Origin of the sequence: Bacillus benzoevorans (assembly GCF_014207535.1) — a bacterium.
Taxonomy (GTDB): domain Bacteria; phylum Bacillota; class Bacilli; order Bacillales; family Cytobacillaceae; genus Bacillus_BD; species Bacillus_BD benzoevorans.
The window spans coordinates 96,692-112,676 of record NZ_JACHGK010000001.1; the positions used below are offsets into that span (position 1 = coordinate 96,692).

The window sequence follows — 15,985 nt, forward strand, 5'->3', positions numbered from 1 at the left end:
ATCTTACAATATTTTAAAGTTCCCAGCTTCCAATATAAGGTATAATAAAGAAATCATATATTGGGGAGGCGTCGTTGTGCAGGAAAGTACAAAAAAAGAAATATACTCATGGATTAAATCATTGGCTTTTGCCTTTATCATTGCTTTTCTTTGCCGCAGTTTTTTATTTTCTCCTACAACTGTTCACGGGGAATCGATGGAGCCGGCTTTTCAGGACCAGGATCGGCTGATTATAAGCAAAACCTCTGAAATTGAGCGCTTTGATATGATTGTCTTTGATGCCCCGGACGCAGATGAACATTATGTTAAGCGGGTTATCGGGCTTCCGGGGGACAGTGTTGAAGTTAAGGATGACATTCTTTATATCAACGGAAAGGCAATGGTAGAGCCGTATCTGGAGAAGAATAAAGAAAATACTTTACTAGATAAACTTACAGGCGATTTTACTTTGGAAGAAATGACAGGAGAGGCAAAAGTGCCACAAGGGTCTTTATTTGTCATGGGGGATAACCGTTTATACAGCAAGGACAGTCGTTATTTCGGCTTTATTTCCGAAAAGTCAGTTAATGGAGAAGTGAAATTTCGCTTTTATCCATTGCAGAAGATTGGCTGGCCAAAGTAAAACGAATAGCTGGCTAAGTCCAAAGGGGAACGGTGTGGAGCTTGTAACTCAGCCTTTTATTTTATATCATTGAAGCTTTGTTAGAATTCATTTATGTGATAATTAACTTTCCTGTATAAAAATCATATAAATAGGTTTTTAAAAGATGATATGGTATGATGGATTCGATTGGATTATAGAGAGGGGAGAATTATAATGCTTCATGCACATATAACATCATGGGTACTAGCAATTATTTTATTCATTATTGCTTTTAGCTTGAATAAACAGGGAAAACAACATGGGTTTAAGACAGTGCAAAGGATCCTGCGTGTATTCTATCTTTTCATTATTATCACCGGGGCGCAGTTGCTTTTTAGCATAAATGTGAACTTTACATATATCATGAAAGCTGTTTTCGGTATCGTAGTAATTGGATTCTTTGAAATGATTCTCAGCCGGGCGGTGAAAAAACAACCGACAGGAGTTTTCTGGGGATTGCTTGTGGTTGCGTTTGCCATCGTTGTTTATTTAGGATATACACTGCCAATGCGTGCTTTCTAACCGTTCGCTTCGGCTTTAATATGAAAAAAGTCAGTCTTCTTAATCTGAAGACTGACTTTTTTATTTAAGCTGTGTTAAAGGTCAATGTTGATTTTGGAGGACTTTGTTGATTGGAGTGGAAGGCACGAAGACTCCTCCGAAAATGCTAGCGCATTTTCATCGTGCGTGGGCGGATTCGAGGAAGCTTATTCAATGTCCTGCGGGAATAGCGAGACAGACGAGACCCCGCAGGCACGAAGTGGCGAGGAGGCTCGGCGGTCGCCCGCGGAAAGCGAAGTGCCTGGAACGGAAATCAACAACCAAGTTTAACAGAGCCTTTATTTAAAATAACTTTTTCAACAGTTGATTTAGCCAATTTTTTCAATGACCATCCTTTTTCCTGTATTTAAGGTGAATTCAAAGCGGTCGCTGGTGTTTTTATTGTAGTAAAAATGATGATGGACACTGCAGATGGAATCGCCATTATCAAAGACAATAAAATTTACCCCGCTTTTCTGGCTGCTGTCTTCAAAAAAGATTAAGTGATTATAGCAATAAATGCAATCGTAAACAGAAAAATCCATTGCATTTAAATTGGTCACAAATTGAAAGAAAGCATCATCATTTACTTCCTGCAGCAGCCTTTCTAAGGAAAAGATAAGATCTTTTCTGATTCTGACCATATCCTGGTCTTTCAAAAGAATGATTTCTTTGCCAAGGCTGATTTTTCCTTGTTCTTGCAATAATCCTTTCCGCCATCTTTTTAAACGGAACACCTCAATTTCCCTATATATCCAATCATCTAATGATAACGCTTCTTCTGTCTCATGTTCAAAAAACACCCATTGATGATTGATATATTCAACCGTCCCTTCCGTATAGGAACGCTGCTGTAATTCAAGTAAATCTGTTCGCTGCTGTTGATTCATCATTCATAAACCTCCATATAGAGAACCCTATGATTTTAAGGGAGTATCCGCATATCTATTTCTGTACAAAAACATCTTGATTTAAACACGCAAATCGGGACGAATAACCATTTTTCATGGAGCTGCATAGATTATACAGAAACTAAAGCTTCGAAAAGTTCCGCAAAGAAAGGATGAGCAACTATGTGCGGTATAACAGGATGGATAGATTATCAGAAGAATATTAAAAACGAGAAAGCAACCCTTGAGAAAATGGCGGAAACTTTAGCGAAAAGAGGACCGGATGATACAAACATATGGACAGATCTGCATGCCGGATTTGGTCATAAAAGACTGGTTGTTGTTGACCCATTGCACGGAAAACAGCCGATGGTCAGGCGGAAGGATAGCTATTCGTATACGATTTGCTATAATGGTGAGCTATACAATACAGAAGATATCAGAAAACAGTTGCTACTAAAAGGATATTCGTTTAACGGTCATTCTGATACTGAAGTTCTATTAGCTGCCTATATAGAATGGAAAGAAAAATGCCTTGAATATTTAAATGGTATATTTGCCTTTGCCGTTTGGGATTCTGAGCGCGATTTAATGTTTATCGGGCGCGATCGGCTTGGGGTTAAACCGCTTTTCTTTTATGAAACAGCTTCAGGACTGATCTTTGGCTCTGAATTGAAAGCAATCCTGGCTCATCCTGATGTCAAAAGTGAGATTACGAGGGAAGGACTTGCTGAAGTGTTTGGACTAGGTCCGGCACGATCTCCGGGAACGGGAGTATTCAAGGGAATAAAGGAGCTTCGCCCTGCTCATGCATTGACATTTTCACGCAATGGCTTGAAAATATGGCGTTATTGGAATGTTAAAAGTGAACAACATCACGATACAACTGCCGAAACAGTGGAAAAGATCCGCTTTCTCTTTACGGATGCTGTGAAACGGCAGCTTGTTTCAGATGTTCCGTTATGTACCTTTCTATCAGGCGGGGTTGATTCCAGTGCGATTACAGCGATTGCCGCTAATGCTTATGCTAACGAAGGAAAGGGAAGTCTGCATACCTATTCGATTGATTATGAAGAAAATGAACAATTTTTTACAGCAAATGATTATCAGCCTAATTCAGATGGTGAATATATTAAACTCATAACGGACACTTTCAAAACCACTCATCACGCGTTAGTCATTACACAAGAGCAGCTGGCAGAGCATTTAATTGAAGCTGTCCATTTCCGGGATTTACCGGGAATGGCGGATATTGATTCTTCGCTTCTCTGGTTCTGCCGCGAAATCAAGAAGGATTTTGTTGTCAGTTTGTCAGGAGAATGTGCGGATGAAATATTTGGCGGCTATCCATGGTTTCACCGGCTCGGGGAATCTGGCAGAACGGGTTTTCCTTGGATGCGCTCCGCTCCGGAACGGCAAGGTTTGCTTAAAAACCATTGGCGAACACAGTTAAAGCTCGAGGAATATTCATTAGGTAAATATGAAGAATTGATAGCGGAGACACCATTATTGGATGGGGAAAGTCCGCAGGAGATGCAAAGAAGGCAGTTATTTTATATCAATATGCTTTCTTTTATGACGACATTATTAGACAGAAAAGACCGGATGAGTATGGGGGCAAGTCTTGAAGTGCGGGTTCCATTTGCCGATCATCGTTTAGTTGAATATGTGTGGAATGTTCCGTGGGGAATGAAAATGTACGGGAATCGAGAAAAAGGCATATTCCGTAAAGCTATGGAGGGGCTGCTGCCAAATGAAGTTCTATACAGAAAGAAAAGTCCTTATCCCAAAACTCATCACCCTCTTTACCGAAAAATTGTCAAAGGAATGCTGGAGAGCGTTCTAGCGGATCGTCAGTCGGCGTTATATGAATTTTTTAATCAAGAAAAACTTCATGAGATTGTCCTTACGGAGGGTGCATCGTTTACGGTTCCTTGGTATGGGCAATTAATGACAGGACCGCAGCTGCTGGCTTATCTGGTTCAATTTCATTATTGGTTCGCGGATTATGGGATAAACATTACAGATTAATATATGGCTTGAACGAAACCCGGCATTCGTTGGGTTTTTTCTTTTGTTTCGATTTTTTAAGATTGACGGGAGCATAAGCGAAAGGCTAATCTAATAGAGATATGTTTGAATATTTACTTAACTTTATAAAGAGATTCGTAAAGGGGGATTGGAAGATGAAACGGGGAGGTTTGCTTCTTGTACTCATTCTGCTTACTTTTCAAAATGTCCTTCCGGCAGCGGCAACTGAAAAAGAAGAACGGAAATGGCAGGATGAGAGTATCTATTATTTGATGATTGATAGGTTTCTTAATGGCAGTCAAACAAATGATACCGATGTTGATATGAATGATCAGCATGCCTATCATGGCGGAGATTTTGCAGGGATTATCAGCCGGCTGGATTACATCCGGGATATGGGATTTACTACGATTGCACTATCACCGGTTTTTGCTAATGAAGGTGGGGGATACCACGGTTTCTGGGTTAATGATTTTTATAAAACGGATGAACACTTTGGTACACTGGCACAGTTTAAAACGTTAGTGAAAGAAGTACATAAACGGGATATGAAGATCATGCTCGATCTAGATGTATACCATGTTGGACCGCATCATCCTTTTCTGGCTGATGCTGATAAACAGGCTTGGTTTATCGCGACAGAAGCCTCAGAACTGCCAGCACTCAATTTGGACAATCCAGAAACGAAGCAATATATGATGGATGCCGCTCAATGGTGGATAAAAGAAACAGATATTGACGGATACCGCCTGCTTTCTGTGAATCATGTACCAATGCAATTCTGGATTGATTTCACTAAGGAAATGAAAAAGCTCAAAGAGGACTTTTATTTGCTCGGAGATGAGAAAATAAGCGGCCCTGAAGAGCTGGCTGTCTATGCAGGCGCAGGCTTTGATGGCTGGATGAATTATCCATTGAATAAAGAGTTAAAAAAGACCTTTGTGCAGCCGGATCATTCCTTTAGCAGTCTATTCTCCTCAATGAAACAGCTGGGAAAAGATGAGCAGGATGCCGCAATGTCAGCAAATTTTATGGACAATGAAAATATTGTCCGCTTTACCCATGATGTCATTAAGAAAAATGAACATCCCGGACCGCGCTGGAAACAGGCCTTGACACTAACATATACGGTTCCGGGGGTACCGCTTGTCTACTACGGAAGTGAAATTGCCCTTGATGGCGGCAGCGGCACAAAAAACCATGACCAAATGAATTTTCGCACGGATAAGGAGCTTTATGATTATATAGCCCAAATAGGAGAATTGCGCTCTAAACTGCCTTCTTTAACTAGGGGAACCATGGAAGTTTTATATGATAAGGATGGAGCGGTCGTATATAAGCGGGTGTACGAGGATGAAACGACAGTTATTGCGATAAACAATTCTAGTAAGACCCAAACGATTAGCCTTTCTGCTGGTGAGCTTGAAAATGAAAAGGAATTGAGAGGGCTGTTAAATGGCGGTCTTGTCCGCAGTGCTGATAAAACATACATGATTACAATTGACCGTGACATGTCAGAAATTTATGTTCTGAGTGAAAAAACGGGCATCAATATTTCCTATATCCTTGCCATGTCAGCTGTTCTGCTGTCCTTTACCATCTTCATGATCCTCGTGTGGAGAAAGTCAAAGGCGAATGCAAGAAGGTAATAGTGATAGGAATAGAGAGTAAACAAAAAGGATGGAATCAGGTTCCATCCTTTTTTCTATCGGTAATTGACAAATTGTACATCTACCGTTAAATCAGCTTCTTTAACAGCCTGAATAATTTTCTGGAGATCATCGCGGCTTTTGCCTGTCACGCGGATTTGGTCATCTTGAACTTGACTTTTGACTTTAATGCCGCTGTTTTTAATCAAGGTGTTAATGATCTTGGCATTTTCTTTATCAATCCCTTGAACAAGCTTGGCCCTTTGTCTGACCGTACCGCCGCTGGCTTTTTCAACTTTACCGTAATCAAGGTTTTTCACAGGTACACCGCGCTTAAATAATTTGCTGAAGAGGACGTCCTTTACCTGATCTAATTTGTACTCGTCATCCGAAACAAGAACTAATTCCTCTTTATCCAGCGAAATGCCGCTCTTACTGCCTTTAAAATCGTAACGGGTTTGAATTTCCTTCAACGCAAGTTGGATCGCATTTGTAACCTCTGCAAAGTCAACGTTTGAAACAATATCAAAAGAAGCTTCTTTAGCCATAATATACCTCCATTATTCTTTCATATTTACGTAATATTTCAACATCAATAGGTGATTTTCCTTTACGATTCAATTATAGTAAAATATAGCAGTTGAGACAACATCCGGTAATATATGACAAGTTTTATCTTCACATAAATGAGCTTGTATGGAAGGAGGAGGTTTTTGTGTCATTGCAGGAATTTATCGGTCAGACCATTTCATTAGAGGTGGCAAGGGAAGCTGACTTTGGCTATTTTTTAACAGATGGTACAGAGGATGTGCTGCTGCATAAAAACGAAACAAATCAAGAGTTGGCATTAAATGAAAAGGTGGACGTATTTTTATACACTGATTCCAGGGGGAGAGTTACGGCTACGACTACGATCCCGAAAATTACAGTTGGGGTATATGACTGGGCTGTTGTAAGTGACGTCAATCCGGGGCTTGGGGTGTTTGTTGATATTGGGATTCAAAAGGATATGCTTCTGGGTGAAGAGGATTTGCCGGTCCACAGCAGTGTTTGGCCTACGATAGGTGACGTCTTATTTATCACCTTAAGAGTCAATAAAAATAACCGTCTTTACGTGAAGCTGGCAACAGATCCCGTTGTTGAGGCACATGCGCAAAAGGCAGAGCGGGCTGTTTTTAATAAAAGTGTTCATGGGTATGTGTACCGGACAGCGAAGGTCGGAAGCTGGATTTTTACCGCGGAAGGGTATAAAGGCTTTATTCATGAATCACAGCGGCGCAAAGAACCAAGGCTTGGACAAAAGGTTGAAGGCAGAATTATTGATGTAAAAGAAGATGGAACGGTAAATGTTTCTCTGCTTCCACGGAAGGAAGAGGCCCTCGACGTAGATGCTGAGCAGATCCTTTCGGTTTTAAACGAGCGGAACGGTGCTATGCCCTATTGGGATAAGAGCATGCCAGATGATATTCAGGAGAAATTCCATATGAGTAAAGCTTCATTTAAACGTGCCCTCGGCCGGTTAATGAAGGAAGGCAAAGTCTATCAGGAAGAAGGCTGGACTTATATAAAAGGGAAATAAAGATATATAAAAGGGTTAGGCTCCCTTATGGAACCCAACCCTTTGCTGTCCTATAGGTGATTTGTTTTCTTTGAATATTGGTTTTTCCCGGCTTTGCGGTTTTTTTCCCGGAGCATATTCTTCTCCATGCGAATAGCGTTATGGTCTGTTGCTTTTTTATCATTATCTGATGTATGCGGCATATAAAAAACTCCTTTCCATCATTGGCATGCAAGCTTATTTTCTGCCAAGATGACCAGGAGTATGTCCGCATATTTTTACCAATTGGTTTAAGAAGGCTGAGCGTTTAAGAAAAAGATCGCAATCGTTCCTGGACCTGTGTGGGAACCGATGACCGCCCCAATATCAGTGATCAATACGTTTTTCGCAGCAAATGCTTCCTCAATTAATTTCTTCATTTCTGCGGCTGTTTCAGGATCATCTGCGTGGCTGATGCCTATTGTTTGCTGGTCTAAGTGTACTCCGCGTTCTGACATTATCTCAATGATCCGGCGGAGCAGTTTCTTCTTCCCGCGTATTTTTTCTATTGGAACGAGCTTTCCGTCCTCTACATTTAAAAGCGGCTTGATATTTAATAAACCGCCAAGAAACGCTGAAGCTTTTGAAACGCGGCCTCCCTTTGCTAAATAATCCAGATCTTCGACTGTAAATAAATGCTCCATGTGGGAGGCAAGGAAGGTAGTTTTGTTGACGATATCCTCAAGGGCTGCGTTTTCCTTTGCTAAACGGGCTGCCTCCATGACCACTAGTCCTTGACCGAGGGAAGCGCATTTCGTATCCATGATCGTGAATTGAAAATCGGGATAAGTTTCTTTTATCTGCTCTAAAATCATGACAGCCGTTTGATAGGTTCCTGATAATTGTGAGGAAAAGGCAATATAGATTCCTTGTTCATTATTTTGCGCCATTTCTGTAAACGTTTTTTCAAAGGTAAGCGGTGATACCTGGGATGTTTTTGGCTGCTGGCCATTGCGGATTTCATCATAGATCGTTTTTGGTTTAATGGTAACCTGATCCTCGTACTCAATCTCATTCAATAAAACCTTTAAAGGGAATAAGGTAATTTGGTTTGCTTCATAAAAGTGTAATGGTAAGTCACAGCCGCTGTCAGTCAAAATTTTAACAGTCATGGGAATCACCTTCTCAGTCAATTTAATGGGAAACAAATTGGTACCGAAGCTGATAAATCATATATTTAAGTGTAACATTTAATGATTTCTGATTAAAGAAATATCCTAGGGAGAAAAAAACAAAGCTGACGAGGATGTCAGCTTTGTTTTTGTTCAAACATCTATGATAGGCTGTCTAACTCTTTTTGCAGTTCGTGGAGCTGCTCTTGTTCAGCAGGGGTCGTGTTGGCCCACGCTGAAGACAGGGCATTTTTGGCTTTAGCAACAGCTTCTGGCTTATTATAGGAATCACAATTCTTCGCTAAGTCAACAAAGAGGCGTGCTTCCTGAAAAAGTCTGTTTCCCATTGCTAAATACCTCCACGTGAAGATTCGTTCACATTGGCCATTTTAAAAGCCTCAGCCTCAGCATAGGTCATGTGATAAGGGATACGCGCAGCATGTTTTGAAACCGAGTCAACACCTTGCTGTACAAAACGTTTTGATTTGTTACGTTTACCCATATGAATCCCCTCCAAAAAAGAGTTTGAAGCTTATATGAGCTTCACTAATAGTATGTTCTATTTTATCAAGAATAGGAGGGGAAATGTTGGAAAAAGCATAGTAGAAAAATCAAATGGCATTCAGGTTTAATAAATCATTTAAATAATAAGCGACGCCGTCTTCTTCATTTGTAAAGGTTACATCATTGGCGATATTTTTAGCTTCATCAATCCCATTTCCCATAGCTACGCCGCAGCCTGCATATTCCAGCATTTCTAAATCATTGTCTTCATCTCCGAAAGCGATGATTCTCGAAGGAGGAATATTAAAATATTCTGAGGTATGCTTGATCCCCACTGCTTTATTCAGTCCTCGTTTAATGATTTCGATTACTGGAAAAGGTGCACCCCAGCTGCGTTGTTCAATTACCTCTGCATGGACATCAGCTAAATAACGGCGTATTTTCTTCACTTGATTCTCCTCAGAGTGAATGAGCATGCTGGTTGGGGAGGCATTTAGAAATTTACGCAAATCGCCGGTTGTGATATGAGGATCACCAAAGCTCAACAAATCAAGCAGTTTTTCATCATGGTAGTGAAGGTAAACATCGTCAATGACTTCGGCAATAATATTGTAAAATTGAAATGAATTACAGGCATCCACAATATCCTTGGCTACAGATATTTCAAGTGGAGAGTGGTAAAATCCCCAGCTGTGATCCTTTGGATGATGAACGAATGCACCGTTAAAATTCACAATCGGTGTATCTAAATTTAGCTCGCGGTAGTACATTTCTGAGGAGCGAAATGGACGACCGGTTGCGATCATGACGATGTGTCCTTGTTCTTTTGCTTTGCTGATCACTTTTTTTGTTTTATCGGAAATGGTTTTATCATCCTTTAATAACGTTCCATCTAAGTCGAGCGCAATTAAATGTTTATCCATATGACTCTCCCTCCAATAATGCAGCTGCATCATAATCGTAAAGCCTAAACTTTAAACAACTTCCGCTAGTCTTATTAGTTTAATCTTTTTGGAATTGAATTGTCCACATGTTACACTTGGAACTGTGATGGTTAGAAAAAGCTATATTTTTTGAACCATGATATAATGTTTTACTACGAAATATGTTTATCTTAGCAGGATATTGTTAACCTTCTGCTTTTGGATTGTAAAATTATATTATTTTTTCAAAAGAACGGAGGATTTAGACTGTGATTATTGTTGAAAATAGGTGTGTCGAACAGATCCCTGTTTTACATATAGTAAATAGGGAGCTTCTTTATGACAAGCTTCCATTTGTCATGTTTGTGCATGGCTTTACAAGTGCTAAAGAGCATAATCTGCATTACGCTTATTTGCTTGCAGAAAAGGGGTTTCGTGTGGTTCTTCCGGAGGCGGCATATCATGGTGAAAGACATGCGGAAGGGCTGAAAACAGAAGAAATAGCGCTTAACTTTTGGAATATAGTGCTTCAGACGATTGATGAACTGGATATCCTGCGCCAGTATTTTGACAGTGCAAATCTAATTGATGCAAATCGAATCGGGCTTGTTGGAACCTCAATGGGCGGTATGGTTACGCTTGGGTCACTGACACGGTATCAGTGGATAAAAGCTGCTGTGAGTTTAATGGGGATGCCGCAATATGAAAAATATGCCCTCTGGCAGCTGGAAATGCTGAAACAACAAGGGATTAAACTCCCGATTCAGCAAGAAGAAATAAATGCCATGCTTGAAAAGCTAAAGCCGGTTGATTTAAGTAAGCATCCTGAATCTCTTGATAACCGCCCATTATTATTTTGGCACGGCAAGCAGGATCATATTGTCCCATTTTCTTATACGTATGATTTTTATGAAAAAGTTAAACCTCTTTACAAAAAAACACCGGAAAAATTGCACTTTATTATTGATGATAAATCAGGTCATAAAGTCAGCAGGGAAGGTTTACTCAAAACGGTCGATTGGTTTGATACATTCCTAGTGTAAAAAGCAACATGGCTGCCACGGTGGATTTTTGAATATTTTGGGTTAAGCTGAAGTAAGTTCAGTATTTATTTTCGGGGAGATGAATAGAATGGATGAAGCCTTAAAGGAAAATATATTAGGGGCTTTAGAATTAGTAGTAGACCCTGAGATTGGGATTGATATCGTCAATTTAGGATTAGTATATGATCTGAAATTGAATGACGAGGGGGTTTTGACCGTTGACATGACGTTAACTTCAATGGGATGCCCGCTTGCCGGTATGATTGTTGACCAAGTGAAAAATGCAGTCAGCGATATTCCGGAAGTGAAGGATACGATGGTGAATATTGTCTGGAATCCGCCATGGTCAAAAGATATGATGTCCCGCTATGCAAAAATAGCACTCGGAATCAAGTGAATTATTGTACCGAATGATAATGATAATCTGTGAGTTGCCTCACTTTGTTCACGGTTTTCATCCATTATAATTTATAAGTGGTATAGTATTCGTTATTTTTACCGTGAACGATCGGAGGGAAGCAGATATGTTTAATCGGGATTTTAATAAAGATCCATTTATTGTGATATGGGAATTAACTAGAGCGTGCCAGCTGCATTGTTTACATTGCCGTGCAGAAGCACAGCTCTCGAGAGATCCAAGGGAGCTAACCTTTGCAGAAGGAAAAAAATTAGTTGATCAAATATATGATATGAATAACCCATTGCTGGTATTTACCGGCGGGGATCCTTTAATGAGGGAAGATGTTTTTGATATTGCCTCCTACGCTGTACAAAAGGGTGTCCGTGTATCAATGACGCCTAGTGCAACACCTAATGTAACAAAGGAAGCGATTGAAAAAGCAAAAGAAGTGGGTCTGTCACGGTGGGCTTTCAGTCTTGACGGACATAATGCACAAATCCATGATCATTTCCGTGGAACAGAAGGTTCATTTGCTTTGACGATGGAACGGATCAAGTATTTACATGAATTAGAAATTCCCATTCAAATTAATACGACGATTTCCCGTTATAATCTGGAGTATTTAGATGAAATGGCGTCATTAGTGGAAGAATTGGGCTGTGTCCTGTGGAGTGTCTTTTTCCTTGTACCTACAGGAAGAGGGCTGGAAAAGGATATGATTTCTCCAGTTGAGCATGAGAGAGTATTTCAATGGTTATATCAATTAAGTAAAAGGGTCCCGTTTGATATTAAAACAACAGCCGCGCAGCATTACCGCCGTGTTGTCATTCAGCAGAAAAAGAAGGAAATGAAACAACAGAAAGATGAAATCCAATATTTAGACGCTTTAACTGAGAAAGGAATGACCGGTTCCATTGACGGTCTTGGCAGGGCACCGAAGGGTGTTAATGATGGCAATGGCTTTATCTTTATTTCTCATATTGGAGAGGTATATCCAAGCGGTCTGCTTCCAATAAAAGTGGGCAATGTCCGGGAAAAAACGCTTTCTGAAATTTATCGAGAATCTCCTATTTTGCAGGATTTACGTAATCCTGATAAATATAAAGGGAAATGCGGTGTCTGCGAATTCAGAAATGTGTGCGGCGGTTCAAGGTCACGCGCCTATGCAATGACCGGTGATTATCTAGAAAGCGAACCGTTTTGTGTCTATATACCGAAAGCACTGAGAAAAAAAGTTTAAATCATAATCCTTACTGATACGGCTGTGTTTTTGCCTTTTTGGAAAAAAACACAGCCTCCTTTTATAAGAAAATGTATCAAAGGGACACAGGATGAATGCCATAAATGTGAAAGCACTATAGGGGTATTGTGATAAAAGTAACATAAAAAAAACAAAATCGCTGATAATATAGGGTATGGCACTCTTTTAAAGGGGTTGATACACATGCAAATAAAAAAGGTTACCGATACATTAAATCGACCGTTAAGAGATCTGCGTATTTCAATCATCGACCGCTGCAACTTCCGTTGTCAGTATTGTATGCCGGCTGATTTGTTTGGTCCCGATTTTGCTTTTTTACCTAAAAGTGAGTTGTTATCTTTCGAAGAAATAGAACGGATTGCGACTATTTTCGTTGGATTAGGTGTAGAAAAGATTCGCCTTACTGGAGGGGAGCCTTTGCTGCGTAATGATGTCCATATTTTGGTGAAAAAGATCGCTTCAATTGAAGGGGTAAAGGATATCGGTTTAACAACCAACGGGGTCTATCTGCCAAAATATGCCAAGGAACTGAAGGCTGCCGGTTTAAAACGGGTCAATATCAGTCTTGATACATTAAATGATGCATTATTCGGCGAGATTAACGGTCGTCAGGTTGGGACTAAGCCTGTTTTGAAAGGGATCATGGCTGCAAAAAAAGCTGGTTTAGAAATAAAAATTAATATGGTAGTTAAAAAGGGCCTGAATGATCATGAAATTATTCCAATGGCTCAGTTCTGTAAAGACCATGGACTTCATCTGCGCTTTATTGAATTTATGGATGTTGGCAGCACAAATGGCTGGAAAATGGATGATGTCATTACGAAAAAGGAAATATATCAAATTCTCAAAAGTCATTTTGATATGCAGCCTGCTAATCCGAATTATTACGGAGAAGTGGCTAAACGCTATATCTATACGGATAATGGGGTGGAAGTTGGGTTTATTACCTCTGTATCCGAAGCCTTCTGTTCTACCTGTACCAGATCCCGTCTTTCGGCGAACGGCCAGATTTATACCTGCCTGTTTAATGGCAACGGGTACGACATTCGTGATTTTATGCGGAATGGTGCCAGTGACGAGGAAATCAGAGCGAGGATTATTGAAATTTGGAATGGAAGAACAGACCGGTATTCTGAAGAAAGAACAGCCGAAACCGCCCGGCAAAGGAAAAAAATTGAGATGTCGTATATTGGCGGTTAAAATAAAAAGTCCCTGAAAAGGGGTTTTTTATTTTAAATGAAAAGAAACGCTGACTTATAAGGAGCAGCTCCACTATAAATCAGCGTTCATTTTTCTTTCTATTAAAAATATCTTGGGAATAAGATGTTATTTTCCAGGTGAACATGCATAAATGTATCTGACTCAAGTGCTTCGAGACGTCTGAAAACTAATGTATATGTTCCGCAAGCGTCGTGTGGCAGGTTATAATCAGCCGTAATATATCGCAGTTGTTTTAGAATGGTACCAGCGAAATCATGTTCTTTTTCAAGTTCCTTGATGGCTTCAATAATTTCAGCGCGGTTTTCCGCGTCAGGATTCTTTTCCAGTGTTAAAATATGTGGAAAGCTCTCTGCTTCCTCTTTCAGAGTGTGTTCGGTCAGGTCTTTCTTTAATTCATAAAAAAGTTCATGGACTTTCAAAAGCTCAGGGTGTCTTTCACCATGCACGCGGGCAATCTTTGTTACATAAGGACTTAAAGCGTTTAATTCCTCCCTTAGCGGCAGGTGATAATGATGAATGATATGGTCGATGATTTCTTCAGATGAACTGTTAAGCCAAACCTTCATGTCATCACTTTGTTCGTGCTTTTCATACACATCAGCCAGCTCATGCATTAATACATCGAGGCTGACGGAGCTTTGGGATACTGCGGTATCTAATGGAGTGTTTCCTCCGCAGCAAAAGTCAATGCGGTATTTTTTAAACACGTCACTTGTTTTTGGTATTTGATTGACAATATCTCGAACTGTTGTTGTATTAGAAAATGGTAATGTCATTTTTGTACCCCCATAATTAGTGATAATCAATCTCATAAATCAAGAATATCGGTTTTACGAGGATATTGTGGTGATGTGCATCACAGATTATGATCGAAAATGAAGGGATTTGATCAAATATGGATAAACCGTTCATATTCCAAATTACGGGATATCAGAATAGCGGTAAGACCACCTATTTAAATAAGCTCTTAACCATATTAGCAAGGCAAAATGTGAGAACGGTTACCCTCAAACATCATGGGCATGGAGGGAAGCCGAATGTTGTGGAAGATGCCGATTCAGCATGCCACATTGCTTCAGGGGCCGCTGCTTCCCTTGTAGAAGGAGGAGGCAGACTGCTGCTGCAGACAGAAAATATTGCCTGGACGTTAGAAGAAGAAATAAATTTATTGACTCTCTTACGTCCTGAACTCATTTTAATTGAAGGCCATAAGCACGAGCACTTTCCAAAGTTAGTATTTTTGCGCGATAGAAATGATGTTCATCTGCTTAGCGATTTGAAGAATATTATTGCTGTTATTTATCAAAATCAGGAACCAGAAGAGGTAGTTAATTTATTCCCTGTGTTTCATCGTAACGACCCTGCATCCATTGCTTGGGTGCTCAATTATATCATGAGTCAAGTGATAAAAAAGTGAACATGAGCACAAGTGTAGTAAATGTCGAAAAAAAGTTAAAAAATTTTCACAAAATTGTCGAAAATGTAACTTTAGTCACTGTTTTTTATAATGTCCTATAGTACTATGAAAATAAGGGAATGTTATAAATTTTATGGGGACTGGGGTGAGCTCAATTGGGGATTTTTCAAATGCTCCTATGGATGATTTATCCTTATATGGTCGTGGTAATTTTTGCAATGGGGATTGTATGGAATTGCGATACGACAGAATTGTTTCAGAATAATAATGAGTTGAACCGTAAAAGCAATGCATTTAGAAAAACTGTAAAAGGATTAATGCTTCTAAGTATAGCGTCAGGAATCGCCATCCTTTTATTTTATGGATTTGACAAGGATTCAATCCATTTATTCCAGTGGTTGGTAAGTGTTGTCTCACTTAACCCTGATATGGAACTGATTTCCAATCTCTCTGTCCTCTCACGTATGCATATTATCTTAGTGTTAACCTGTTTATTAATGCTTTCTTTTACGAAATACATTAATTATATGCTGCACCCATTATTCCATTATCGGAAGCAAAGTGTAAAAATAAGCCATGAGTAAAACCTCCGCATCCATCGAGCGGTTTTTTTATATAAAGGCTGTGTTAAAAGTCAATGTTGATTTTGGAGGACTTTGTTGATTGGAGTGGAAGGCACGAAGACTCCTCCGAAAATGCTAGCGCATTTTCATCGTGCGTGGGCGGATTCAAGGAAGCTTATTCAATGTCCTGC

General features: G+C 39.8%; 19 protein-coding genes. 11 read left to right on the plus strand and 8 right to left on the minus strand.

The genetic code is table 11. The features are described 5' to 3' along the window. Positions 1–76: 76 nt before the first annotated feature. Positions 77–622, plus strand: a complete 546-nt coding sequence (lepB, locus tag HNR53_RS00545) for a signal peptidase I (protein WP_184521454.1) — start codon at positions 77–79, stop codon at positions 620–622. 195 nt (positions 623–817) lie between these two features. Continuing rightward, positions 818–1,165 (plus strand): YisL family protein, encoded by a 348-nt coding sequence (locus HNR53_RS00550; RefSeq protein WP_184521456.1) that lies wholly within the window; start codon positions 818–820, stop codon positions 1,163–1,165. 347 nt (positions 1,166–1,512) lie between these two features. Here HNR53_RS00550 and HNR53_RS00555 read toward each other — a convergent pair whose 3' ends face one another. Continuing rightward, positions 1,513–2,073, minus strand: coding sequence for a DUF2777 domain-containing protein (locus HNR53_RS00555; protein WP_184522711.1), 561 nt, complete (start codon positions 2,071–2,073; stop codon positions 1,513–1,515). Between the two features lie 183 nt (positions 2,074–2,256). Between HNR53_RS00555 and asnB the strand changes: the two genes are divergently transcribed. Together asnB and HNR53_RS00565 are read left to right on the plus strand one after the other, a co-directional pair. Then, entirely contained in the window at positions 2,257–4,104 is a 1,848-nt protein-coding gene (gene asnB / locus HNR53_RS00560) for an asparagine synthase (glutamine-hydrolyzing) (protein ID WP_184521458.1), read from the plus strand. 155 nt (positions 4,105–4,259) lie between these two features. Then, on the plus strand, positions 4,260–5,753 hold the full coding sequence (locus tag HNR53_RS00565) for an alpha-amylase family glycosyl hydrolase (RefSeq protein WP_184521460.1): 1,494 nt from the start codon (positions 4,260–4,262) through the stop codon (positions 5,751–5,753). A gap of 56 nt (positions 5,754–5,809) precedes the next feature. Here the strand turns inward: HNR53_RS00565 and HNR53_RS00570 are convergent, their stop codons facing one another. Further along, a complete protein-coding gene (locus tag HNR53_RS00570) occupies positions 5,810–6,301 on the minus strand; it encodes a YajQ family cyclic di-GMP-binding protein (RefSeq protein WP_184521462.1) in 492 nt (163 codons plus the stop codon). A gap of 167 nt (positions 6,302–6,468) precedes the next feature. On the opposite strand from HNR53_RS00570, the gene HNR53_RS00575 reads away from it, so the two are divergent. Further along, positions 6,469–7,332, plus strand: a complete 864-nt coding sequence (locus HNR53_RS00575) for a S1-like domain-containing RNA-binding protein (RefSeq protein WP_184521464.1) — start codon at positions 6,469–6,471, stop codon at positions 7,330–7,332. A gap of 50 nt (positions 7,333–7,382) precedes the next feature. Here the strand turns inward: HNR53_RS00575 and HNR53_RS00580 are convergent, their stop codons facing one another. The 5 genes from HNR53_RS00580 to HNR53_RS00600 all read right to left on the minus strand — a co-directional run bounded on the left by HNR53_RS00580 (position 7,383) and on the right by HNR53_RS00600 (position 9,889). Next, complete coding sequence (locus HNR53_RS00580) at positions 7,383–7,514, minus strand: DUF3941 domain-containing protein (RefSeq protein ID WP_184521466.1); 132 nt, start codon at positions 7,512–7,514, stop codon at positions 7,383–7,385. A gap of 87 nt (positions 7,515–7,601) precedes the next feature. Continuing rightward, positions 7,602–8,462 carry a DegV family protein gene (locus tag HNR53_RS00585; protein WP_184521468.1) on the minus strand — a complete coding sequence of 287 codons (861 nt, stop codon included), beginning with the start codon at positions 8,460–8,462 and terminating at the stop codon, positions 7,602–7,604. Between the two features lie 161 nt (positions 8,463–8,623). Continuing rightward, positions 8,624–8,809, minus strand: a complete 186-nt coding sequence (locus HNR53_RS00590) for a DUF3813 domain-containing protein (RefSeq protein ID WP_184521470.1) — start codon at positions 8,807–8,809, stop codon at positions 8,624–8,626. Positions 8,810–8,811: 2 nt separating this feature from the next. Next, on the minus strand, positions 8,812–8,964 hold the full coding sequence (locus tag HNR53_RS00595; protein ID WP_184521472.1) for a hypothetical protein: 153 nt from the start codon (positions 8,962–8,964) through the stop codon (positions 8,812–8,814). Between the two features lie 109 nt (positions 8,965–9,073). After that, entirely contained in the window at positions 9,074–9,889 is an 816-nt protein-coding gene (locus HNR53_RS00600; RefSeq protein WP_184521474.1) for a Cof-type HAD-IIB family hydrolase, read from the minus strand. 269 nt (positions 9,890–10,158) lie between these two features. On the opposite strand from HNR53_RS00600, the gene HNR53_RS00605 reads away from it, so the two are divergent. From HNR53_RS00605 to moaA, 4 genes are all read left to right on the plus strand, one after another. Beyond that, complete coding sequence (locus HNR53_RS00605; protein WP_184521476.1) at positions 10,159–10,932, plus strand: prolyl oligopeptidase family serine peptidase; 774 nt, start codon at positions 10,159–10,161, stop codon at positions 10,930–10,932. An 88-nt stretch (positions 10,933–11,020) separates the two neighbouring features. Beyond that, the gene (locus HNR53_RS00610; RefSeq protein ID WP_184521478.1) at positions 11,021–11,329 is read left to right on the plus strand and encodes a metal-sulfur cluster assembly factor; all 309 of its coding nucleotides are present in this window, start codon (positions 11,021–11,023) and stop codon (positions 11,327–11,329) included. A gap of 127 nt (positions 11,330–11,456) precedes the next feature. Next, positions 11,457–12,572 (plus strand): TIGR04053 family radical SAM/SPASM domain-containing protein, encoded by a 1,116-nt coding sequence (locus tag HNR53_RS00615; protein WP_184521480.1) that lies wholly within the window; start codon positions 11,457–11,459, stop codon positions 12,570–12,572. 204 nt (positions 12,573–12,776) lie between these two features. Continuing rightward, positions 12,777–13,793: a GTP 3',8-cyclase MoaA gene (moaA, locus tag HNR53_RS00620; RefSeq protein ID WP_221452166.1), complete on the plus strand. Its 1,017-nt coding sequence runs from the start codon at positions 12,777–12,779 to the stop codon at positions 13,791–13,793. Between the two features lie 101 nt (positions 13,794–13,894). On the opposite strand, the gene ric is transcribed toward moaA, so the two are convergent. Beyond that, complete coding sequence (gene ric, locus HNR53_RS00625) at positions 13,895–14,590, minus strand: iron-sulfur cluster repair di-iron protein (protein WP_184521481.1); 696 nt, start codon at positions 14,588–14,590, stop codon at positions 13,895–13,897. A 119-nt stretch (positions 14,591–14,709) separates the two neighbouring features. Between ric and mobB the strand changes: the two genes are divergently transcribed. Together mobB and HNR53_RS00635 are read left to right on the plus strand one after the other, a co-directional pair. Continuing rightward, positions 14,710–15,231, plus strand: a complete 522-nt coding sequence (gene mobB, locus HNR53_RS00630; protein WP_184521483.1) for a molybdopterin-guanine dinucleotide biosynthesis protein B — start codon at positions 14,710–14,712, stop codon at positions 15,229–15,231. Positions 15,232–15,386: 155 nt separating this feature from the next. Further along, positions 15,387–15,815 (plus strand): respiratory nitrate reductase subunit gamma, encoded by a 429-nt coding sequence (locus HNR53_RS00635; RefSeq protein WP_184521485.1) that lies wholly within the window; start codon positions 15,387–15,389, stop codon positions 15,813–15,815. Positions 15,816–15,985: the final 170 nt, after the last annotated feature.